Raw genomic sequence first — 23,929 nt, 5'->3', positions numbered from 1 at the left:
ATTTGTGCATTATTCAAGCAATAAAACTTAACCTTACATAAGCTTACTGAAAGTAAGCATCAAAACGACAAGCATCCCCCTGCCACTGATGAGCTGGCTCTTGATTTGCTAAAAAAACAGCATGTCGTGGACGTTTTACAATCACTCGCTTTGCAACTTTTTTAGCTAGCTCAAGCAAATGATCACCCAAATCCATTTCTCCATCTTCGGGTAAAAGTAAATGCAAAAGCTGCATCTGCTTTTTGACCTGGGCTTGTTTTTTAATTGCTTGTTGGTTTTGGTCGCGCTGTGGGAACATCGGGTCAAGGTAGACTACATCAACTGTTTGTGCATCTTGATCTAATTGCTGTAAATAACTTGCAGAGTCAGCAAAGATTAGTTGAATACGATCTATAAATTGACTTAAAAATGGATCACGCTGTGCCTGAGCTTTTGAATCTTCAAGTAAAGTAAATAAAATCGGATGACGCTCAACAAGCTGGATTTGGGCCCCCAGATAAGCCATAAGTAAGCTGTCATGACCTAAGCCCGCTGTAGCATCGACCAGTACTGGCTTTTCCCCTAACTGACAAGCACGAGCAATCATTTCCGATTTAAGACTTGCTCGTTTTAAACGTGGGATTTCAGCTTTCCAGTCAGGCTGCATTTTCATGCCGTTCGCAGATAACCAAAGTCCGTTTTCATCTACACAAAGTGCTAATTCAGGATTTAAACGTAAAAAACGGGCATTGAGCTTTTCAATCGGCTGTAAATCGGCAGTCACGCCTCTAGAAGAAAGCACAGCTTGGTAATGCTGTGCTTGTTCTTGAAAATCCACTTCAAAATATATATGCATGCGCAGTGCCTTTACTTTGCTTTACCCTGATCCGCAATTTTTTTCCATGCATCATCACGCAAGTAAACCGGTAAAGCATGTTCAGCATCAACCCACTGCTTTTGGGCAGCATAGACACGTGCAATCGAAGCAATGTCCTGTGCAGTGGCAGTGATTGTTTGATACTCTGCATCAGCTTGAAGAAGTTTAGCACCTGAACCAATCAAGCAATGCTTTGCATAGGCAGCCGCTTGCTCGTAGTTCATTAATTTTTCTTCATCGATACACTGCATGATGCCTTGCTCATCTAGAACAAAACTTGCAATGTAAACTTCGTTCATACGTGCATCGAGTACCGCAGTTACCTGCTCTAAACCTTCAAGTCGGTAAGCCGCTTGTGCGAGAGCTTGTAAGGTAGAAACGGGAACCACAGGTAAATCTTGTGACCAAGCTAAAGCCTGAGCAACAGCAGCATTAATTCGAACACCACTAAAAGAACCCGGCCCTCGGCTAAAGGCAATTGCATCTAAACCAGCTACGTCAAGTCCGGTTTCTTGTAACCCTTGCTCAATCATTGGCAGAATGGTCTGAGTTTGTGCTTTCGCTCGCGTATCGAGTTGGAAAAAGAGTTCTTGGGTTTCATTGATTAATGAAATGGAACATTGCTCGTTTGCAGTTTCCAACGCCAGCAGTTTCATGCACAACCTTAGTATTCAATCAGATTAAAAACGGAAGTAATGATACCCCACTCGGCCCTGTTAGGCGAGTTGTTCCTATCTAAATAAAAATGCCAAGCGAGTGCTTGGCATAGAAAATATCTTACTAAAATTTTAAAAGTGAAATTCTTTCAAATCGGCATAGCTTTTAAAGTGTTCAGCATAATGTAGTGCGCTCAAACGTATTTTTGCCGCGCCATCTTCATCCAAAGTTTTCACAATTTTTCCTGGTGAACCCATCACTACTGAGTTATCTGGAATCACTTTACCTTCTGGTATTAAAGCATTAGCACCGATAATACAATTTTTACCAATCACAGCCCGATTTAAAATGACGGCGTTCATACCAATCAGGCTATTATCACCAATTGTACAACCATGCAGCATGACTTTATGTCCGACCGTGACATATTCACCAATATTTAGCTCAAGTCCAGCATCAGTATGTAATACCGAATTTTCTTGAATATTAGAAAAATTACCAATGCGCACTATACAATTATCGGCACGTACTACAGCACCAAACCAAATACTGACCTGACGGCCTAATTCTACTTGTCCAATAAGCGTTGCGGTTGGAGCAACCCAGCCATCCCATGGCTCATGTAAGGCTTTTGGATGCTGTCCTTGATAGCTATACATCATAATTTATCAGTCCTGATCTTTATTTTTTATGAGAAAATTTTGGCATTCCAAACGTTGGTGAGTTCAGTAGAAATGGCCACTCTTTTTGGTAGCCTAAACCATATTTAAATAAGGCAATTAACATCCGCGCTGTGAGTCCCCAAATAATTTCATTATCAATCTGCAAGCTTGGGAAGTATAAAGATTGATGAGCATATCGAACTTCATATGGCGTCGGACGCGTCTCTATAAGTTGCTGTAAAGGCACAAAGAAAATTCGATCAATTTCGGTGGGCTGAGGAATTAAAGTTACCTCAGGAGGAATAAGCCCAACAATCGGTTTTACAGACAAGCCACTTCTTGCACGTTGCATAGGCAGATCACCTAGCAACTGTACATCAAACGGATTTAAAGCCGTCTCTTCTTGAGCCTCTCTTAGCGCTACAACAATATTACTTGTATCACTAGGGTCACGTTTGCCACCCGGAAAAGAAACCTCCCCCGCATGGTTGTTCATATGTATTGAACGGCGTGTAAGCAGTACCTTAGGATTATTTTCATTTGTAATCGCAATCAGTACTGCAGCTTGTGCTTCTTGTATGCGGGTGGAAAAGCGCAATCTTTGCTGTAACTTTTGTGTTAGCAAGTGCTCTTCCATACCATTCACCTATTATTCTGTCTCTCTTTGCATCATATCTGAAAATCAAACTTAGGGAATAGAGTTGATGCGTAAGTCTAAAAATTCAGTTATGCTGAGGCATCTCTATACTCGATGATAATTATGAGTTTCTGTGTAGCGTGTGGGCATAAAACCGAACAAAAAATTCCTTTAGGTGATCATAAAGTACGCCGTGTTTGTACTCATTGTGGAAATATTCATTATGAAAACCCCAAAGTAATCTGCGGTGCCTTAGCGTTATGGGAAGATAAAGTACTCCTCTGCCGTCGTGCAATTGAACCTCGTTATGGCTTATGGACTTTGCCCGCTGGTTATATGGAGTTGTTCGAAACCATGGAACAAGGTGCGGCGCGAGAAACTCGTGAAGAGGCAGAAGCCGAAATTGAAATAGAACAACTTTACTGTATGTACAATATTCCTCGTATTGGTCAAATTTATGTACTTTTCAAAGCCCAGCTAAAAGATGGACTTTTTGGTGCGGGTGAAGAAAGCATAGAGAGCCGATTATTCGAAGAGCATGAGATTCCATGGGGTGAACTTGCCTTTCCGAGTGTCGAACACACACTCAGACATTATTTTGAAGATCGTAAAAAACAAGTTTTTCCAACGCACCTAGAAACACTAGGAACTCGTTTAGACCATACAGGGTAATTTAGTTAATAAAAAAGACCGCTTTCGCGGTCTTTTTTTTATGGTTTTTATTTTGTCTTAATTTGATAACAATCAGCCGTTCTAATCGTTATCGTTCCACTCATTCGCTCAGCTAAAGCTTTATCCTCTTCTGTAGGAGCTGGGCTCACATCCTTAATATTATTATAGACTCGTTGATAGAAGGCATATGGATTTAACCATGAAACTGTCTTGTTATCATAAGTTGTAAGGTTAATACCATTTAACTGCCCTTGTAATAAGTTGGCAACGTTAATTTTTGCCCCACTTACAATCAGTGTTTGACTACCAGTTGCAGTAGTACCTTGAACAACATTCGAATTTAAACCAGCCAAAATACCATTGAGATTACCGAGCTTCGGTTCAGCAAAAATCATTTTTACTGTAATTGATTTGTCATTTGAAGAAGACTCTGTACCACCGGTTGTCCCTATACGATACTGTTGAACGCCATTGTTATCAATTAAAGTGTTATCTGAGACCACTCCACACTGTCCAGACATATCTGTTGCTGTTGCATTAGGTTTAATATCAGTACGAATGTCACCATTTTCATCAATCACAATACCTAAATCGATTGGTGAAATTCCAGCAGTATCAAATTTAATATTTAAAGTACCATATAACGGGAAAATATAAGTTTGCCCTGAGCTCACATTTTTTGAAGTTCTAAAGATATCTTTTGCAAGATAACTTGCTGGAGTTACTTTATAGATGTCTAGTGAACCATTATAGTTTTGATTACCTATACTCTGGCGCCATAACGCATATTGTTGAGGATTTGGTGTTTTACTATTTGTTGCACCTAAATAAAGACTTTCGCGACCAGCAATAAATGAATCATTTAATAATTTACCTTGATAAATCAGTAAATCTTCAGCGCTATTAGCTGAAGCTTTTAAATGGAATGGTTGCGTCGATTTAATCTCAGCTTGTAATGGATCGAGCCATGTGGTTTGAGCATTCGCTGTAAGTTGAGCTGGCTTAGATTTAGTCAATACTTCCATTACTGCTGTAACTGTTGAGTTACTTGTAGTAGTACTTGTACCTTTCCACTGTAAGCCGTAACCAAATGTATAACCTTGACGATCTGAGAGTAAAAATAAATTGCCTATTACGTGTTGGGTATTAGCAGCATTTTTTGGACAATCCGCTAAATTAGCTAAATTACATCCATAAAAATTTTCTGAAATTAAGTTTGGTTGAGCTAAGGTCAAGTAATCTGACTGATATAAACCTACCAAACTCAAATGAGCCAATTGAGTTACTAAAGCAAAAGCCTGATTATCATCAATTTGGCTAACATCTAACCAAGGTTTCAAGATACTGGCGTATGCTCCACTTTGCCATTCAGCAGCAGTAATATTTTGAAGTACTACATTTAGCGTATTTTTCTTATCTTCGGTAAATAGTGTAGGTTGTATATCTCCCACTACATTATCACCACGCTCTAAACCAACGCTTTGAAAGAGTTTAACCAAGGCCATTGCTACACGGATGGTTGGATCATTTTGACTTAATGAAGCAGGTGCTACACCTGTTAAAGCCGTAGCCATATCCATAACTTTCAAACGTGGCGGAACGACCACCTTAATCTTTGAAATATTATCTAATTGAACAGAACCTAAATCGATCTTTGTTTTAGTTTGAGTGCCTTGTAAAAAGAAATTTGCTGTATCACCAAGTTTACATGTACCAACCACACTGTTTCCTGAAGCTTTGGTAACAAAACTCTGATTTGCAGCACTACTACAGGTAAAATTAAGACCAGCAATGGGATAATCGAGTGAAAACTGTAAGCAGTCACTATTTGATGCATCACAACTTCCATTTGCATTTGAACTACCAGAACCACTTGTAGGATCTTCATTAATGGTTGAGCTACCACCGCCACAACCATTCAGCATGATTGCTAATGTGGTTAATGCAAAAGGCCATAATAATTTTTTATTCATTAGATACCCTACTTATTTTTAACGTAATACTGAAATTTGAATCTGTCCCTGATTTGATAACTCTTGTTCTGCTACATCTATCGAAGAAGATAAAGGAGTTAACATCATATAACGTGCATGAGGCGGCACTCTTAAAGTACCTTGAATCGATGCATGTTGTAATATCGTAGAAGGATAAGACTTGCTCTTGAAACCACTTGCCCCTTCTAAAATACAGCCCTTCTCATCTAAGAATATAGCTAAAGGCCAATAATATAGAGGTGCGGAATTACTCGCTGCAAATGACATAAGTTGTAAATGTTGTACAGATGGATCTAGTTTTACCAACTCATATTCAAACTTTTCTTTTAATGGCTTTCGAGGCCATAAATTTACTTCTTTTTTAGCTCCAAGCACTTTGATTGACTTTTTATAGCCTTGAACAAAACATTTATCTTGCTCAAAAGTCGTTTCTAATTCTTTTTGAGACAGTCGTATATAAGTTGGAGCTAAAACAATCGCTCCTTGATCTTCCTGAGATTGCTTATTAAACAATTGTTCTAAAGTAGACTTGCTTACACCTTTTTTTCTTTCGATAAACTCTGTTCTTCCAAGTCCATCCGGCATAACATAAAAGCGTTTTTTACCTTCAAGATTAAATTCCTGATCTTCAAGATATTCATTATTTACATACTCTACGCCATCAATACTTGTAAATTTAGATCGATCATTTGAAGGATCTGGTATTGAAACAGTTTGAGAAGTACTTTGTGAAGATGAATAAACTTTTGCTGGAACACTTTCTGTCTTAACGCTACTAGTCTGTTTTTTAACTTCCTCCTTCTGAGCTTTACTCATTCTTAAAGGAAGCTCCGGTGCAGTCGGTGCAGTCGGTGCAGTCGGTGCAGTCGGTGCAGTCGGTGCAGTCGGTGCAGTCGGTGCAGTCGGTGCAGTCGGTGCAGTCGGTGCAGTCGGTGCAGTCGGTGCAGTCGGTGCAGTATTTAATTTTTTTGTAGGAGGTGGTTCAAACTTTTTAAGCTCTTTTGAATTCTGAACATTTTCTTTAGATGCTTCTTGAACAGGTGTAGCATTTACATGCGGTTGTACAACTTGTTTCGGTGCTTCTACTTTACTCTTGGATTGCTTTTGTTCTACTTTTTTACTGGGTACAATCATTGGACGACCATCTGGACCAATGATTGTAAAGAAACCATCTGCATAAGATACAGAAACGCTTGCTACTGCAATACATAAAGTCGAGATAGCAAATTTAGGTCGAAACATCGATTTATATTGTTTTACCATTTTGTTCTATAGCTCAAACCAAGCACTGTGATTTTTGTATTCGTTTTTACATCTAGGCCCGAATAAGGGTTTAATAAAATATTATCGACACCACACTTATTCGACAATGTACTCGTACAAGCTGGAATATTGTCACGACTACGCAAGAAACCCACTGAAAGGTCTAGATCTGTATCTGCGTCAAAACGATAACCTAAGCCAAGACCAAATAATTGTGCATTATTGATCGGGACCATAGTATTACGTTTATCATCAGGTATCGAACTAGCTCGAGGCTCGTAACCAGCCCTTAATTTCAAACGATCGGTTGCTGAATATTCAAGACCAATTCCCCAACTCCACGGCGAGGTAAATTTCAATGGCAATGCCAATGAATTATCGGTAACGTCATTAGATAAAAGCTTAGCCACTTTTAATAGCGTAATTTGACGATCGAACTCAAACTTAAACTTATCCCAAGCCGAATAGTCAGTCCATCCTACGTCAAAATTAACTTGCAAATCGGGTAAGATTTTATACTTAATACCTGCTTGAAAATGTGCAGGGTATTCAAGATCCATAGCGACTAAACCAGACTCAATATTAGGTACATTGCCCGGTAGACCTAGAATTGCAGCTAAAATTTGTCCTGTAGCAGATGAGTTAAGACCCTTAATAAGTTCTTGAGGTGCTCTGGCATTATCAATCATATACTTGCCTTTTAAACGCATTTTGGCAGCACTTTGATAAACCATACCAAAGCCAAAATCATCAGTTGGCTCCCAGAGTAAACCTAGGTTATAACTTGGGCTTAATGATTGTTCTAAAGACACTTGTAATGCGCCCATTTTATTAAATGGATTCATGCCTTCTTGAGCATTACACATACCAAATAATAGTAAGTCCGTAATCATGTCACTATTATTTTTAAAAGGTGCACATACCACTTCATCAACCATACGCAATACACCAATCATCTCATTGGGAAAACGTAGATCGGTTTTCAGTGCGATTGCGTTATAGGACATTCCTACTGAAGCACCAAGTGATAAATGGTCATTTACTTGATAACCAAAAGATGGTGATAAATAGGTAATTCTCTCTACTGCAACTTGCTGCCCCATATAGTTACCAGGGTTACCATTCTCTGCTCCAAACCCTGCTACCAAGGGTGCATATACTGCTGTTGCATAAGTAACTTTTGAACCAGGTGGCTTATAGGCGATTCCGGCTGTAGGAGCAACTAGAGGATATCCTGCTCCAAGATCAACCATTTTTTTTAGGATCGGCACATATAAGCTTGCGTACTCGACGTCACCATGTACTGTCCCTTTGAAATCTGTACAGATATTAGCAGAAACTTCCGGACCATCATTACAAACGAGAGGGTCATCTGAATAACCAAAAATGTTATAACCAGGGGGCGCAGAAAACTCACGCTGAATATCAAAGTTAGCAAGAATTCCCTGTACATCGGTTTGCAACCCATCAATTTTTGCTAAGGCTGCGGGGTTAAAATGAACTGCACTAATACCTGGAGGATCTGCAGTTACAGCATTCCCCATCGATAGTGAGCGAATATCAACAGCTAAGTTTTGTCCTAATTGAGCATTGGCAAAGCTAGAAAAACCGGAGATAACAATTGCCGCCGTTAGAGGACATAATTTAGGATATTTCACCTGCATATCTCCTTATTTTTGTTTTTTGTTAAAACCTAAAATATCTAACGGGAACGACAAACCAAGTGAAATATCTGGTGCATCTTCTGTTAAACCAATGCCAACAGTACCGTTAACAATGGTATCTGGCGAAACACGAACACCTAGAGCAAAAGATAACATTCCGCTACTTTGGTCTGGTGATTTATAAGACTCTCCATTATTAAATTGGAATTCGGCATTCATGTTGAAACTTTGCTGATATGACATCGTTAGAGACACGTCATAGTTAAACGAGTATGCAAAACCAAATGAGAAACCACCGCTAATCCCAGGATCAAAAGATTCTAAAATACGTGAACCGCGTGCTTGGTTAAGACCGCTTTCTTTAAAACCATAGTTAGCGGATGCAGAAGCAAAGAGAACGACTGGATCAATATATTTACGGGTACTCGCTCCTACACCAACAGAATAATAACCTTTACCTGTTGACAACTCATCTAAACCGATCTCATAAGGACTATCACCTGTTTTAGTAGATACACTACCAAAAAGTACGAGTGGCAAACGTCCTTGCTTTAACGGGAAAGGTTCCCAACGTGCACCCAAAGAAATATCCCCTAAACCAGCTGTTGTTTTATCTTTAATAATTTCAGACTTTGCAACGAAAGGAAGAGTTGCTGATAGAGTTAAGTTATCTAATATCCCATACTGAAAGGTGAAACTGTTCGTCAATGTATGGTTAGCATCTTCCTCAACACGTAAACGGTTAAGTTGAGAAGAACTATCCGATAAAGCCAAATCAATACGGGTATCGCGGTAGTAAGTGTAATCAAGGTCATAATAAGAAGAAATTACGCCCTTCTTAATCAAAGAATATTGGCGTTCATTTGAAGTAAATACTTCTTGTAAATTTGTTTCCTGACTAGCATCACCTTCTTTTTTCTGTAACGCACTTGCAGCTTGATGTGCCTCACTATTTGGAGCTGGGGCTGCGGCATTCGTATCTACTGCATTCGATGCTTGCGTAGTATTATCTGTTGTAGCTGAACTAGAGGTTGTAGCTTCTGAAGAGTTAGAGCTTTCTGTTCCATTTGCTACAGCCTGATTCGAACCAGATACTTGAGGTTGTTGTACTTGATCTTCGGCATAGATTGTCCCTGTAATGGCACTCATACTTAAGGCCAACACACTCATCTTCATCCATCGATTATTCATGTTTTTCCCACCCAATTTATTTATTTTACTAACTTTAAATTTGTCTATTTACGTTTGTAATAAAGACGCATATAGGTTTCTATCGGCTTTCCATATGTTGCAGAATGACTATCGCTGTCTAGCACAAGTCTCATGGTTGAAGCTTTATTTGCCGTACGTTCGTAATTAAACGCTGGATATTGCACATCAACAAAAGCATATTTATTGACCGTTGCATCTTCGACATGACGCATATCTGCATCTTTTAATGCCAATAGATCTTTACGCTGTGATTCAGGAACAGAAATAACAAATAAAGTATTATTATCCCAAATTTGTTTAAAACGACTTTCATCAAAGCTGATATTCCCTAAAGCAGGGTCAGCTACATATACTCTTCCATCTTTATAAGCTTTATATACGACAAAATGTTTAAAACCAGCATATGAAATAGGCACAATTGCAGGCTGACCGAGTTTAACTAAATCAGAAAACTCACCTCGGTAACCACCGCTGTCTAAACCAATTGCTGTGACAAAACGCTTCATATCAAGTAATGAGAAACTTCGGCGTTCAATAATGCGCTGATATTCACCATATTGAAGCAAACCACTCATTGTTTGCTGTTCAGTTAAACTCGTTCCCACATAGCCATTTAATAAAGTCGTAAGTGCAGCAGAGCCACAACTATAATCATAGGCTTGTCGAACAATGCCACGAAACTGGTCTTCTACAGCCGGTTTTATTGTGACAGGTTCAATATGGTTTCGATGAAATGATAAATTACGTGAATCGGCAGTCTCTGTATAATAAACAGTTCCCGGCGGCTTTTTTTCTATTTCGAAGGCTTCTGTCGCAAAGTAATACATCAATGCTGAGCCTAAAACTATCTCTAACATAAGCACTTGGTCTAAATGGTGGCCTAACTGGCCTTATTCATTTTATTCTTAGAGCAATAGCTCTACATCCCTGTGTGTTGAAGATACCTTTTTTTTTTGTAAAAAACAGCTTTTTTTTAATCTTTTTGATGAATGCATAGTTTTACATTTATAAACTGTTAATTAATTCTCATTTCAAATGTTTTATATTCTTTCTTATTATATAAGCTAATATTATTTAAATAGAAAAGTATAGATATTAGTTTTATTAAGATAAATAAAAAAGCGCGTATAAACGCGCTTTTTATCAGTCTTTAAATTAGTGACCAGAAATAGTAATTGTAGAAGTCCCTACATTTAAACCTTGAATTTCTAAATCACCAATTGAAGCATTACCCGCTGCACCTAGGTGTACGCCCTGTGCATAAACGTTCATACCTTGCGTACTGTTATTTTGGATACGTAAGCCTGTAGGAACAACAGAAATATTCGCATTTACATCCAAGTCACCCGTTGTATTACCTGAACCACGAACCATTACTTTGTCTAGGACAATTTTACCACCACCAGCAGCATCATTAATACCGAAGTTAGATAGTGTTAAACCACCTTGCAAGCTAGAGTTCACTTTGATCATTGCGCCTTGCGGAGTTGAACCTAACTGAACATTTGCAGAAATTTGACCCAAAGATAAATCTAAACCAGAGATAATTTCAGTTGGAGCAGTTTCAGTAATACCACGTACAGCCGTAGTTGTATTTAATGTACCAGAAGTACCTACACCAATTGAACCAACATGCACGTCAACCGCACCTACTGTTGCTGCAACGTTTAAGAAAGCACCATTTGAACCTGAAGCACCATTTGTATCAATCGCTAAATCTAAAAGGTTACCTGTACCTTTTTGAGTTACCGTAACACCACTAATTGCGATTGAACCCGCTGTACCTGAAGCGCCAGTAATACCTGTTGATGTTGCTAAACCATCATTATCGTGTAGGTATAATTTATCGATAGAAATACCACCAGAACCCAAAGCAATACCGATATTAATACCGTCTTGACCTGTAGCAGCACTAAGCGCTGCATCATCCATTGATTGCATTGCCATAGCATTTGCACTGATAGCTAAAGAAGAAACTAAAGCAAGTTTAGTGAACATTTTCATTGAGCACTCTCCCAAGAGCATTTATTTTTTGACTTAACCACTCTTACTGTCTCAAGTTGCATTTTTCTTTTGTGGCAACCGAAACTTCCAATCCTTGAGTAGTTTTGCTTAGCAATTACTAAATTACAGCTACGTTAATTTTTGTTCAACTACTGTAATGCATTTTTTGCCAATTACCCGACAAACGGTACCGATATTGATCGCCCGTTCGAATTCATAAATTATTAGCAAAACTGAAGAATTGTTCGGTTGTTTTTTCCACGAAATATTAAACTCTTTCGACTCATCCGTTTGATGGACTAGAAGTTGTAGTAAACTATGTCACCTCTTCCAAGTACTTATATGTTTAAAATGTCTCAGTTAAAGAAAAAAATCTCTTTAGAAAGCTCTCAATCTGCTGCCGATATTTTAAAAAAATTAGAAGAGTTAATCGGGCTTGTATATCTTCATGATGACAACAATCCGGTTATTGGGTTTCTTCCAAATAAATATTTAATTATTCAAAATCATAAAAATTTTTTATTTGAAAAATCGGACTTAAATAATTATCAAACTTCATCTGACATACAGAGTCTTATAGATTTTTCTCAATTTCAATCCCCAGATCTAAAAAACAAAAATATTGAAACTATAAGCTTTAATGGAGGATATATTGGTTTTATTAGCTATGACTTCTCTGCGAATCAATTTATAAATAATCAATTACATGAACAACCTTCTTTATTTATAGGTTGCTATCATTCTTTTATTAAAAATATAAATAATGAATGGTATTTTTTTAGCGATGACAATAATGCATTAGAAATTTTTAAATATATTTCAGATTTACTCAAAAAAAATTCTTCTAAATTAAAAAATAATAGTTTTAAATTAGAAGAAAATATTCATCCTCGTTGGACTAAAAATAAATACTTAACTGCCTTTTATAAAATACAAGAATATATTAAAGCAGGAGATTGTTATCAAATTAACCTTACTCAAGAATTCAGTGCAAATTTTACCGGCTCATTATTAAATAAAGCAGAAGAGTTGTGGAATTTAACTAATGCTCCATATGCTGGTTATTTGAAGTTAGAAAATTTTGAGTTATTAAGCTGCTCTCCTGAATTATTTATTGAGTTTGATGTAGATAAGCAAATTAAAACCAGACCGATCAAAGGTACTATGCCTCGTTTTAAAAATGAAGAACAAGATTTACTTTCAAAGCAAACCTTAAAAAACTCTAAAAAAGATCAAGCAGAAAATGTCATGATTGTTGATTTATTACGTAATGATTTGAGCATTTATGCCAATACTGGCTCGGTAAAAACAACGAAGTTATTTGAAATTGAAAGTTTCAATCAAGTTCATCACATGGTAAGTGAAGTTACGGCTACACTTAAAAATGATATTAATCCTATGCAAATGTTACTCACTGCTTTACCAGGAGGTTCAATTACAGGAGCTCCTAAAATTCGGGCAATGCAAATTATTGAAGAGTTAGAAGGTGCGCCAAGAGGAGCATATTGCGGGACTCTGGGGTATTTTAATTTCGATGGCACGGGACGTTGGAATATTTTAATTCGCAGTTTTCAACAATATCAAAACCAACTCTCTATTTGGGCGGGTGGCGGTATTACGATTGCCTCAGAAGCTGAGGCTGAATATCAAGAAAGTCTTGATAAAATCTCTGCTATGCTGAACTTAATGAACAGCACAGCAGAATAAATATTAAAGAATATCTTGCTTCAATGTTTGAACTAAACGCGCATTTTGTTCATCAGTTCCAACCGTAATACGTAAAAACTGATTAATGCGAGGCTTATTGAAATAACGGACAATAACGCCCTGCTCACGCAACTTTTGTGCTAATTGCCCAGCATCATATTGCGAATGAGTAGCGAATATAAAATTCGCTTTCGATGGCAAGACGTTAAAGCCAAGTTCCGTTAAATCACGAACAAGTTTTTCTCGACTTATAATGACCTTTTGACACTGTTCTTCAAAATAGGCTTGATCTTCAAAAGAAGCGACAGCCGCTGCAATAGCAAATCGATCAATTGGATATGAATTAAAACTATTTTTTACCGCTTCAAGTGCTGCAATCAAATGTGACTGAGCAATCGCAAATCCAACGCGTAAACCAGCCAAAGAACGAGACTTTGAAGTTGTTTGGCACACCACAAGATTTTCATAACGGTTTATCAAACTTACAGCTGACTCAGCACCAAAATCAACATAAGCTTCATCAATCACAACCACACGGTCTGGATTAGCTTGTAACACTTGTTCAATCTCTGCCAAGCTTAACGCAATACTGGTTGGTGCATTTGGGTTGGTAATAATAACCCCACCATTAGGCTGAGTATAATCTTTGACATCAATCTCGAAATTCTCATTGAGTGGAATTTCTTTTGTTTTTGTTCCAAAAAACTGGCTATAAACTGGGTAAAAACTATAAGTAATATCCGGATACAGAATCGGTTCTTCTTGAAGGAAAAATGCTTTAAAAATATGAGCCAATACCTCATCAGAACCATTACCTACAAAAACTTGAGATACATCAATATCCTGTTGCTTAGCAATCGCTTGTTTTAAAGCTGTAGCATCCGGATCTGGATATAGACGAAGCGCATCAGCTTGTTCATGTAATACCGCTTGAACTGCTTCTACTACTTTGGGTGATGGCGGATATGGATTTTCGTTAGTATTTAACTTTAATAAATTTTGGATTTTTGGTTGTTCACCTGGCACATAAGGCTCTAGTTCACGAACCTCAGGACTCCAAAAACGCATTTGTGCTGTAGATACAGTCATAGTCTTATCTCAAAAAAGGGCTGAAAGTCAGCCCTGAATAATCATTAAAAATACTAAAAGGCTTAAAGCTTATTGATAACGATAACGAGCCGAACGTGCATGGGCATCAAGATTTTCTTGGACAGCAAGGACATCGGCCATCTTAGCTAATGTTTTAACGCCCTCTTTTGAGCACATGATCAAGCTAGAACGCTTTTGAAAATCATATACACCAAGTGGCGATGAGAAGCGCGCTGTACCAGATGTTGGTAATACGTGGTTTGGACCAGCACAGTAATCACCAATTGCTTCAGGTGTATAGCGTCCCATGAAAATTGCCCCGGCATGACGAATGTCTTCGCTCATTGCTTCAGCATCATCAAGACATAACTCCAAATGCTCTGGTGCAACCTGATTAATCAAATCAACAGCTTCTGTACGGTCTTTTACTAAAACTAAAGCCCCACGATTTTCAATCGATGTACGTGCAATATCAGCTTTTGGCAATTCACTTAAGTGTTTTTCAATTGCACACTCTACAGCTTCTAGCAATGCTTCATCTGGAGTAATGAAAATAGCTTGAGCCACTGTGTCATGTTCAGCTTGAGATAATACATCCATCGCTAACCATTCAGCGTTATTTACACCTTCTGCATATACTAAAATTTCAGAAGGCCCAGCAATCATATCGATACCAACCTGACCAAATACAGCACGTTTTGCTGCTGCTACAAATCGGTTTCCAGGGCCCGTAATTTTATCAACACGTGGAACGGTCTGAGTACCATAAGCTAAAGCAGCAACAGCTTGTGCACCACCAATAGTAAATACTCGGCTAACACCAGCTAAATAAGCAGCAGCTAAAACGAGTGGATTTAGTTCACCATTTGGCGCAGGCACAACCATAATAATTTCAGGTACACCTGCCACATGTGCAGGCACTGCATTCATAAGTACTGATGAAGGATAAGATGCAAGTCCGCCTGGTACGTAAATACCAACACGGTCAAGTGGAGTCACTTTTTGTCCTAAGGTGTTACCTAAATCATCTACATAAGTCCAGCTATCTTGTTTCTGAGCCTCATGAAATGTACGAATACGATCAGCCGCGAGTTGTAAGGCTTCACGAATCTCTTTGTTTAAACCATCAAAAGCAGCTTTAAGTTGTTGTTGAGACAATTCTAGATCGGAAAATTGATGCGCTGGATGTCGATCGAACTGTTGAGTAAGTTTTAAAACATGATCATCACCATGCTGACGAACATCAGCAATAATTTGATCTACTGTTTGAACTAAATTAGGATCATTAACAGTTTCAAAAGCTAAAAGCTCGGCAAAAACTTGTTTGAAGTTCTGATCTTGAGTCGATAAACGTCGCATCAATTTACCCACAAGGCGAAAAAGAAAAACCAAGTTTACTCTTTTTCTAGACTCTTGTGGGCATCATATCTACAACTATCGCAAAAGCATGATAGGAAATTACTTTTAACGTGATTGAACAGCATGTTCAAGTTGGGAAATGATAGGGTTTAATAAGCCTTGTTTACGTTTAAAGCTCGCTTTATTAACAATAAGGCGTGAAGATACTTTACAAATTTCTTCTAATGGTTCAAGACCATTTGCTCGCAAAGTATTTCCGGTATCCACGACGTCAACAATATAATCACCTAAACCAACGAGTGGTGCCAACTCCATAGAACCATAAAGCTTAATAACATCCACCTGCTCACCTAAGCTTGCATAGTATTGACGTGTTAGATTGACGTACTTAGTCGCAATTTTTAGACGACCTTTTGGACGTTCCATTCCTACTTTACCAGCAGTCATTAATTTACATTTCGCAATCTGCAGGTCTAATAACTCATAAACATGCTGAGCCCCATGTTCCATAAGCACGTCTTTACCGGCTACACCTAAGTCAGCTGCACCATTCTCAACATAAGTTGGCACATCAGACGCACGTAAAATCAAAATACGAACTTGCTTATGAGTGGTAGGAAAAATCAACTTACGCGATTTTTCCGGGTCTTCAAGCAGATTAATACCTGCTGTAGCAAGTAAAGGTAAAGTTTCTTTTAAAATACGTCCTTTACTCAGTGCCAAAGTCAAACCATGATCAAAATTACCCATTACGTTAAAATTAGGATCATCGTTTCTTACGTCATTCATTAACTTACTCGCTTAATTTTGGCACCTAAACCTTGAAGTTTTTCTTCGACATGCTCATAACCACGGTCAATATGGTAGATACGGTCAATTAATGTATCACCTTCAGCAACCAAAGCCGCTAAAACCAAAGAGAATGAAGCACGTAAATCTGTTGCCATTACAGGTGCTGCCTGTAATTTTTCAACACCAGTCACAACAGCATCATGACCTTCAACCTGAATATTAGCACCCATACGTGACAATTCAGGAACGTGCATGAAACGATTTTCAAAAATGGTTTCAGAAATCGTTGCAAAGCCACGACCAATTGCATTTACGGCCATAATTTGTGCTTGCATATCAGTCGGGAATTCAGGATGCGGCAATGTTCTAAAGCTTACTGCTTTAGGACGCTTACCCAACATATCCAATTCAATCCAGTCATCGCCACGGGTCACTTCAGCACCCATTTCTTCAAACTTGTCTAAAACAGATTCAAGTAATGAAGGATCTGTATGTGTTGTTTTTACACGACCACCAGTAATAGCCGCTGCAGCCAAGTAAGAACCTGTTTCAATACGGTCTGCAACAACTGCATATTCACAACCATGTAGACTTTCAACACCAGTAACAACGAGTGTATCGGTATCTATACCTTCAATTTTTGCGCCCATTTTAATAAGCATTTGGGCAAGGTCAGTAATTTCAGGTTCACGCGCAGCATTACGAATTGTAGTTATACCATCCGCTAAAGCAGCCGCCATTAAAATATTCTCAGTACCGCCGACAGTGACCATATCGAAGACTACTTCACCGCCTTTAAGTCGACCATCTACAGTCGCATGGACATAACCATTTTCGACTTCGATATGAGCACCTAACGCTTCTAAGGCTTTTAAGTGTTGATCTACTGGTCGAGAGCCAATTGCACATCCGCCAGGTAATGAAACTTTGGCATTTCCGTAACGCGCTAATAATGGTCCTAAAACCAAAATAGATGCACGCATTGTTTTTACAAGTTCATAAGGCGCAAACTGGTTATCTAAAGTCGAGGTATCAGCTTTGACAGTATCGTTTTCATAACTGATCGTGACGCCTAAACCACCAATTAATTTCACCAAAGTATTTACATCTTTAAGATTTGGAACATTGGTTAATGTAATTGGAGAGTCAGCAAGAATCATTGCCGCAAGTAATGGTAAAGCCGCATTTTTAGCACCAGAAATGCGTACTTCCCCTTCGAGCTTAACACCGCCCGTAATTAAAAATTTATCCATTAATATTTAAGCTCCGAAAAGGCTTGCTTTGCGCCATTCATCTTTGGTCATCGCACGAATTGTTACGGCATGAACTTCGCCACTTGCAATATAAGTATTTAATGGTGCATAAACTGCTTGTTGACGGGCAACAGTACGCTTACCTTCAAATTGATCATCCACAATACGGAGGTCAAATTTTCCAGCCTGTCCGCTCACCGCTACTTCCGCTTCAGGAAAAGCTTCTTTTAAAATTTGAGTGAGCTGTTCACTATTCATTGCAAAGACCTCTGGCACAACCTACGGTGTAAAACGAAGTATTTTACTATAACTTTTTCAAAGAATTCAGTACGTGTTTATATTTTATCAATAAAAAAGAGGCTATATTTCAAGCCTCTCTCAATTATTAAAAACTTATTAAATAGAAACAGCAACTTGTGAATACGTACATTGCATTTTCCGATATTTTAACAATTGTTTTTTTAGTTTTTCAGTCAGTTTTTTAATTGAAGTATACATATCATCTGCTGTTGCTTGAGCAAATAGTTCAATTCCCGGTAACCGGACTATTGCTTCGGCCACATGATTAGAACTACCTTTATGCGATCGCTTATCAATCTGATGATCTTTGGTTAATTTAATCTGCATACTATTCACCTGATCAAGATGTTTTGTTAACTGATTAAATTTTGCTTTAATATTTTCTTCTATAGCTGGTGTAATTGCTAAATGATGTCCACGAATCGTTATTTGCATAATTCTATCCCTCACCTTTTTGGGTTATATAAAGAAGAACTAAAACGATTTAATGCAATCTAAAAAAGATGATTTGGGACAATTAAATCATTCTAGCTACTCCTTTTGGTGAAATTGAAATTTCATTATTTCGTCATAATGAATATCTAGAATAGTCATACTTCAAAATCTAGATCAAGACTTTTCTTTCGGATGACGATGGAATATGTAACGATTCTCGATATTTTGCTACAGTCCTTCTAGCCACTTCTATCCCTTCATCTTTTAACAAAGCAGCAATTGCATTATCAGACAATGGTTTACGTGGATTTTCATTGGATACCAACTTTTTAATCATAGCTCGAATGGCGGTAGAGGAAGCCTCCCCGCCTGCTGTTGTTCCCACGTGACTAGAAAAGAAGTATTTCAACTCAAAAAGTCCACGTGGTGTTAGCATATATTTATTTGTTGTAACCCGAGAAACTGTAGACTCATGTAATTCCACTTCCTCAGCAACGTCCCGTAGTACCAACGGTTTCATTGCTTCAGGACCTATTTCAAGAAATGCTTTTTGATGCTCAACAATACAAGTCGCAACTTTTAATAAAGTTTTATGGCGTTCATCAATGCTCTTTATAAAATTCTTAGCTTCAAGCATCTGATTACGTAGATATAAATTATCATCACTCTGATCTGCCCTACGAATCATACTCGAATAAAAAGAATTAATTCTTAGTTTTGGCATCACATCAGGATTTAACTGAACTTGCCAATGTAAATCCTTCTTAGCAACTACTACATCAGGAATTTGATATTCTGATTCTTGCTTTTCAAAATCCATACCTGGGTAAGGCTTTAGTGTTTTTAGCAAATCAACTGCAAACTTTAACTGATCTTTAGAAAGACCTGTTTGTTTTAATAATTTATTGAGATCGTTCGCAATCAATAATTCATAATATTGAAGTAGATTTTTAGCTTCTTTTAGATATTCAGTTTCTTTAGGCAAAAACTCTAACTGAACTTTTAAACATTCGGCAAGATTACGAGCACCAATGCCAATTGGATCAAGCCGTTGTATATGCTTTAGAACAACTAAAACTTCATCTTCCTCAACATCTTCCTCAATATCCATATCATTTAATAGATGTTGTACAGCTAAGATTATCTCTTCTATCTCAGCATCTAAAAATCCCTTATCATCTAAGGCATCCACAATACAATAAGCAATCAACTGATCTATTTTTGAAAAATGCAATAAATTGACTTGTTCTAACATATGCTCTTTAAGTGTCATCTGAACTTGACGATTATCCTCACGCTCTTCAAATTCAGGTGTAGCCAGAGCTGTAGACTGATGGGTATAAATGTCATCCCACTCAGTATCGACAGGTAAATCATCAGGTAAATGGTTTGCATTTAACTCTGTAGTAAGATCATCCGCCTCTTTTTTTTCTAAAGTGGATAAACTTTCTGCTATTGATTCATCTTCCACTTTTTCAAGTAATGGATTACTATCTAATTGAATTTGAATTTCTTGCTCTAATTCTAAGCTTGAGAGCTGCAGTAAACGGATTGCCTGCTGCAATTGAGGTGTTAACGATAAAGAGTTCGCAACTTTCAATCCAACAGATAATTTCATATATTTCTCTTTCCAAAAAACAAGCAAAAATCATGCCTATTCATTATTTATAGCATATAGTAATGGTTTATCCTATATATTGACTCAGCATTTCATGAGAAAAGTAGTAATTTAATCTTCTAAAATAATATTAAGGTTATTTTGAGTTATATCTAATGATCGATTGAGGATAATCAAAAAAGATTATTGCTTCATGAATTAAATTTTCACTTTATACCGCGCAATAAAAAACACCCCCACTCTTTAGAATGGGGGTGTTTGGAATAATGAGCTGGCGATGACTTACTCTCACATGGGTAACCCCACACTACCATCAGCGCTAAGAGGTTTCACTTCTGAGTTCGGGAAGGGATCAGGTGGTTCACTCTTGCTATGGTCGCCAGCACAACTGTTTATGGATACTTGCTTTGGTCTTATTGACTGCCGAAGCGTTTTCCAAATCTTTACAGATTGGGCTGATTGAATCTGGCTGTGTTCATTTTATCTAGTGGAATAACTAAATCAAGTTGCTTTGTAGATTTATGAATCGATTGATGCTTTATATACAACTGCTTGGGTGTTGTATAGTCAAGCCTCACGAGCAATTAGTATTGGTCAGCTTCACATATCACTATGCTTCCACATCCAACCTATCAACGTCCTAGTCTCGAACGGCTCTTTAGAGGAATAAATTCCTAGGGAAATCTTATCTTGAGGTAGGCTTCCCGCTTAGATGCTTTCAGCGGTTATCCCTTCCGAACATAGCTACCCGGCGATGCGACTGGCGTCACAACCGGTACACCAGAGGTTCGTCCACTCTGGTCCTCTCGTACTAGGAGCAGATCCTCTCAAATTTCCAGCGCCCACGGTAGATAGGGACCGAACTGTCTCACGACGTTCTAAACCCAGCTCGCGTACCTCTTTAAATGGCGAACAGCCATACCCTTGGGACCTGCTTCAGCCCCAGGATGAGATGAGCCGACATCGAGGTGCCAAACACCGCCGTCGATATGAACTCTTGGGCGGTATCAGCCTGTTATCCCCAGAGTACCTTTTATCCGTTGAGCGATGGCCCTTCCATACAGAACCACCGGATCACTAAGACCTACTTTCGTACCTGCTCGACTTGTGGGTCTCGCAGTTAAGCGCGCTTTTGCCTTTATACTCTACGCGTGATTTCCGACCACGCTGAGCGCACCTTCGTACTCCTCCGTTACTCTTTAGGAGGAGACCGCCCCAGTCAAACTACCCACCAGACACGGTCCTCGTCCCGGATAACGGGACAGAGTTAGAACCTCAACATTACCAGGGTGGTATTTCAAGGACGGCTCCATTGGAACTAGCGTTCCAACTTCAAAGCCTCCCACCTATCCTACACAAGTAAGGTCAAAGTTCAGTGTCAAGCTGCAGTAAAGGTTCACGGGGTCTTTCCGTCTAGCCGCGGGTACACTGCATCTTCACAGCGATTTCGATTTCACTGAGCCTCTGCTGGAGACAGCGCCGCCATCATTATGCCATTCGTGCAGGTCGGAACTTACCCGACAAGGAATTTCGCTACCTTAGGACCGTTATAGTTACGGCCGCCGTTTACTGGGGCTTCGATCAAGAGCTTCGCTTACGCTAACCCCATCAATTAACCTTCCAGCACCGGGCAGGCATCACACCCTATACGTCCACTTTCGTGTTTGCAGAGTGCTATGTTTTTAATAAACAGTTGCAGCGGCCTGGTTTCTGCGGCTGTCATCAGCTCAGGAAGCAAGTTCCATCACCAACAACAGCGTACCTTCTCCCGAAGTTACGGTACCATTTTGCCTAGTTCCTTCAGCAGAGTTCTCTCAAGCGCCTTGGTCTACTCGACCTGACCACCTGTGTCGGTTTCGGGTACGATTCCTGTGTAACTGAAGCTTAGAGACTTTTCCTGGAAGCATGGTATCAGCCACTTCGCTGTACAAGTACAGCTTGCTATCGGATCTCAGTATAGAGTACCCCGGATTTGCCTAAGATACATACCTACATCCTTCCACCTGGACAACCAACGCCAGGCTGACTTAACCTTCTCCGTCCTCTCATCGCATTACACAGAAGTATTGGAATATTAACCAATTTCCCATCGACTACGCCTTTCGGCCTCGCCTTAGGGGTCGACTCACCCAGCCCCGATTAACGTTGGACTGGAACCCTTGGTCTTTCGGCGAACGGGTTTTTCACCCGTTTTGTCGTTACTCACGTCAGCATTCGCACTTCTGATACCTCCAGCATACTTCTCAATACACCTTCATCGGCTTACAGAACGCTCCCCTACCACTTGACTAATGTCAAATCCGCAGCTTCGGCACATAGTTTTAGCCCCGTTACATCTTCCGCGCAGGCCGACTCGACTAGTGAGCTATTACGCTTTCTTTAAAGGGTGGCTGCTTCTAAGCCAACCTCCTAGCTGTCTATGCCTTCCCACATCGTTTCCCACTTAACTATGATTTTGGGGCCTTAGCTGGCGGTCTGGATTGTTTTCCTCTTGACTACGGACGTTAGCACCCGCAGTCTGTCTCCCGGATAGTACTCATAGGTATTCGGAGTTTGCATCGGTTTGGTAAGTCGGGATGACCCCCTAGCCGAAACAGTGCTCTACCCCCTATGGTATTCGTCCGAGGCGCTACCTAAATAGCTTTCGGGGAGAACCAGCTATCACCAGGCTTGATTAGCCTTTCACCCCTATCCACAAGTCATCCCCTGGCTTTTCAACGACAGTGGGTTCGGTCCTCCAGTTAGTGTTACCCAACCTTCAACCTGCTCATGGATAGATCGCCTGGTTTCGGGTCTATACCCAGCAACTAAACGCCCTATTAAGACTCGATTTCTCTACGGCTCCCCTATACGGTTAACCTCGCTACTGAATATAAGTCGCTGACCCATTATACAAAAGGTACGCAGTCACACCACGAAGGTGCTCCCACTGCTTGTATGCATGCGGTTTCAGGATCTATTTCACTCCCCTCACAGGGGTTCTTTTCGCCTTTCCCTCACGGTACTGGTTCACTATCGGTCAGTCAGGAGTATTTAGCCTTGGAGGATGGTCCCCCCATATTCAGACAAGGTTTCACGTGCCTCGCCCTACTCGTCATCATTATGTGTGCCCTTTCGTGTACGGGAATATCACCCTCTACGTTCGCACTTCCCAGAGCGTTCCACTAAAACACACATAACTTAATGGGCTGATCCCCGTTCGCTCGCCGCTACTGAGGGAATCTCAATTGATTTCTTTTCCTAAGGGTACTGAGATGTTTCACTTCCCCTCGTTCGCCTTGCAACACTATGTATTCATGTTGCAATACCTACCTTAAAGTAGGTGGGTTCCCCCATTCAGACATCTCCGGATCAAAGGATATTTGCCGCCTCCCCGGAGCTTTTCGCAGGCTATCACGTCTTTCATCGCCTCTGACTGCCAAGGCATCCACCACATGCACTTAATTACTTGACTATACAACCCCAAACAGTCGACGTTACCTACAAGTTAGTAACTTCAACATTTCAGTTTAGAGCACTGTGTATTTAAACACTGTACAGCTTCAATCTAAATTCATATACCAAAACGCTTGATTCAGTTAATTTGCTAGTTCTCAATTCATTCAGATTAATTACTTAATCTAAACTCTTGAGTGAACAATTTATTTCAGACTCAATTTTGCCAATCTGTTAATGAATAAACACGCCTTCGTCAGGTCATGCTTAATACCGTGATACTTAAATCACAGAAGTTAATAAACCAAGACCGAAATCTC

19 protein-coding genes and 2 rRNA genes are annotated in these 23,929 nt (G+C 39.3%); 2 read left to right on the top strand and 19 right to left on the bottom strand.

Annotated elements, in window-relative coordinates; genetic code table 11:
* Window positions 1-43 precede the first annotated feature (43 nt).
* The 4 genes from ABLC00_RS03525 to ABLC00_RS03510 all read right to left on the bottom strand — a co-directional run bounded on the left by ABLC00_RS03525 (window position 44) and on the right by ABLC00_RS03510 (window position 2,821).
* A complete protein-coding gene (locus ABLC00_RS03525; protein WP_033854620.1) occupies window positions 44-835 on the bottom strand; it encodes a class I SAM-dependent methyltransferase in 792 nt (263 codons plus the stop codon).
* 11 nt (window positions 836-846) lie between these two features.
* Complete coding sequence (tsaB, locus tag ABLC00_RS03520; protein WP_004888686.1) at window positions 847-1,512, bottom strand: tRNA (adenosine(37)-N6)-threonylcarbamoyltransferase complex dimerization subunit type 1 TsaB; 666 nt, start codon at window positions 1,510-1,512, stop codon at window positions 847-849.
* A 132-nt stretch (window positions 1,513-1,644) separates the two neighbouring features.
* The gene (locus tag ABLC00_RS03515; protein ID WP_079377068.1) at window positions 1,645-2,172 is read right to left on the bottom strand and encodes a gamma carbonic anhydrase family protein; all 528 of its coding nucleotides are present in this window, start codon (window positions 2,170-2,172) and stop codon (window positions 1,645-1,647) included.
* Between the two features lie 22 nt (window positions 2,173-2,194).
* A complete protein-coding gene (locus tag ABLC00_RS03510) occupies window positions 2,195-2,821 on the bottom strand; it encodes a CoA pyrophosphatase (RefSeq protein ID WP_006581515.1) in 627 nt (208 codons plus the stop codon).
* A gap of 114 nt (window positions 2,822-2,935) precedes the next feature.
* Here ABLC00_RS03510 and ABLC00_RS03505 point away from each other — a divergent pair, with 114 nt between their 5' ends.
* Complete coding sequence (locus tag ABLC00_RS03505; protein WP_000006666.1) at window positions 2,936-3,484, top strand: NUDIX hydrolase; 549 nt, start codon at window positions 2,936-2,938, stop codon at window positions 3,482-3,484.
* 47 nt (window positions 3,485-3,531) lie between these two features.
* Here the strand turns inward: ABLC00_RS03505 and ABLC00_RS03500 are convergent, their stop codons facing one another.
* From ABLC00_RS03500 to ABLC00_RS03475, 6 genes are all read right to left on the bottom strand, one after another.
* Window positions 3,532-5,457 carry a hypothetical protein gene (locus ABLC00_RS03500; RefSeq protein WP_032048106.1) on the bottom strand — a complete coding sequence of 642 codons (1,926 nt, stop codon included), beginning with the start codon at window positions 5,455-5,457 and terminating at the stop codon, window positions 3,532-3,534.
* 18 nt (window positions 5,458-5,475) lie between these two features.
* Window positions 5,476-6,741: a putative pilus assembly protein FilE gene (gene filE, locus ABLC00_RS03495; RefSeq protein WP_058644641.1), complete on the bottom strand. Its 1,266-nt coding sequence runs from the start codon at window positions 6,739-6,741 to the stop codon at window positions 5,476-5,478.
* The gene (locus ABLC00_RS03490) at window positions 6,735-8,399 is read right to left on the bottom strand and encodes an OmpP1/FadL family transporter (protein ID WP_080660954.1); all 1,665 of its coding nucleotides are present in this window, start codon (window positions 8,397-8,399) and stop codon (window positions 6,735-6,737) included. The genes filE and ABLC00_RS03490 overlap by 7 nt, the downstream gene beginning before the upstream one ends.
* A gap of 12 nt (window positions 8,400-8,411) precedes the next feature.
* Entirely contained in the window at window positions 8,412-9,596 is a 1,185-nt protein-coding gene (locus ABLC00_RS03485) for a hypothetical protein (protein WP_205200767.1), read from the bottom strand.
* Between the two features lie 44 nt (window positions 9,597-9,640).
* On the bottom strand, window positions 9,641-10,474 hold the full coding sequence (locus ABLC00_RS03480) for a C39 family peptidase (RefSeq protein WP_009499867.1): 834 nt from the start codon (window positions 10,472-10,474) through the stop codon (window positions 9,641-9,643).
* Between the two features lie 298 nt (window positions 10,475-10,772).
* On the bottom strand, window positions 10,773-11,621 hold the full coding sequence (locus ABLC00_RS03475) for a DUF6160 family protein (protein ID WP_002050459.1): 849 nt from the start codon (window positions 11,619-11,621) through the stop codon (window positions 10,773-10,775).
* A 351-nt stretch (window positions 11,622-11,972) separates the two neighbouring features.
* On the opposite strand from ABLC00_RS03475, the gene ABLC00_RS03470 reads away from it, so the two are divergent.
* Window positions 11,973-13,328, top strand: coding sequence for an anthranilate synthase component I family protein (locus ABLC00_RS03470; RefSeq protein ID WP_080775622.1), 1,356 nt, complete (start codon window positions 11,973-11,975; stop codon window positions 13,326-13,328).
* 3 nt (window positions 13,329-13,331) lie between these two features.
* Here ABLC00_RS03470 and hisC read toward each other — a convergent pair whose 3' ends face one another.
* The 9 genes from hisC to ABLC00_RS03425 all read right to left on the bottom strand — a co-directional run bounded on the left by hisC (window position 13,332) and on the right by ABLC00_RS03425 (window position 23,628).
* Window positions 13,332-14,417 carry a histidinol-phosphate transaminase gene (gene hisC, locus ABLC00_RS03465; RefSeq protein ID WP_004710506.1) on the bottom strand — a complete coding sequence of 362 codons (1,086 nt, stop codon included), beginning with the start codon at window positions 14,415-14,417 and terminating at the stop codon, window positions 13,332-13,334.
* A gap of 69 nt (window positions 14,418-14,486) precedes the next feature.
* Entirely contained in the window at window positions 14,487-15,776 is a 1,290-nt protein-coding gene (gene hisD / locus ABLC00_RS03460) for a histidinol dehydrogenase (protein ID WP_033846787.1), read from the bottom strand.
* A gap of 105 nt (window positions 15,777-15,881) precedes the next feature.
* On the bottom strand, window positions 15,882-16,565 hold the full coding sequence (gene hisG / locus ABLC00_RS03455) for an ATP phosphoribosyltransferase (protein ID WP_002050281.1): 684 nt from the start codon (window positions 16,563-16,565) through the stop codon (window positions 15,882-15,884).
* On the bottom strand, window positions 16,565-17,821 hold the full coding sequence (murA, locus tag ABLC00_RS03450) for a UDP-N-acetylglucosamine 1-carboxyvinyltransferase (RefSeq protein WP_006581686.1): 1,257 nt from the start codon (window positions 17,819-17,821) through the stop codon (window positions 16,565-16,567). Before murA ends, hisG begins: the two co-directional genes overlap by 1 nt.
* Window positions 17,822-17,827: 6 nt before the next feature.
* The gene (gene ibaG / locus ABLC00_RS03445) at window positions 17,828-18,079 is read right to left on the bottom strand and encodes a BolA family iron metabolism protein IbaG (RefSeq protein WP_002050455.1); all 252 of its coding nucleotides are present in this window, start codon (window positions 18,077-18,079) and stop codon (window positions 17,828-17,830) included.
* A gap of 138 nt (window positions 18,080-18,217) precedes the next feature.
* Window positions 18,218-18,556: a ribosome hibernation-promoting factor, HPF/YfiA family gene (gene raiA / locus ABLC00_RS03440; protein WP_001167461.1), complete on the bottom strand. Its 339-nt coding sequence runs from the start codon at window positions 18,554-18,556 to the stop codon at window positions 18,218-18,220.
* 169 nt (window positions 18,557-18,725) lie between these two features.
* Window positions 18,726-20,174, bottom strand: a complete 1,449-nt coding sequence (locus ABLC00_RS03435) for an RNA polymerase factor sigma-54 (RefSeq protein WP_002050391.1) — start codon at window positions 20,172-20,174, stop codon at window positions 18,726-18,728.
* Between the two features lie 269 nt (window positions 20,175-20,443).
* Window positions 20,444-20,558: ribosomal RNA gene (rrf, locus tag ABLC00_RS03430) — 5S ribosomal RNA — on the bottom strand.
* 179 nt (window positions 20,559-20,737) lie between these two features.
* Window positions 20,738-23,628: ribosomal RNA gene (locus ABLC00_RS03425) — 23S ribosomal RNA — on the bottom strand.
* Between the last annotated feature and the right edge of the window lie 301 nt (window positions 23,629-23,929).

This window comes from Acinetobacter nosocomialis, from assembly GCF_041021905.1.
GTDB classification, from domain to species: domain Bacteria; phylum Pseudomonadota; class Gammaproteobacteria; order Pseudomonadales; family Moraxellaceae; genus Acinetobacter; species Acinetobacter nosocomialis.
This window is presented reverse-complemented; position numbering and strand designations above follow the sequence as displayed.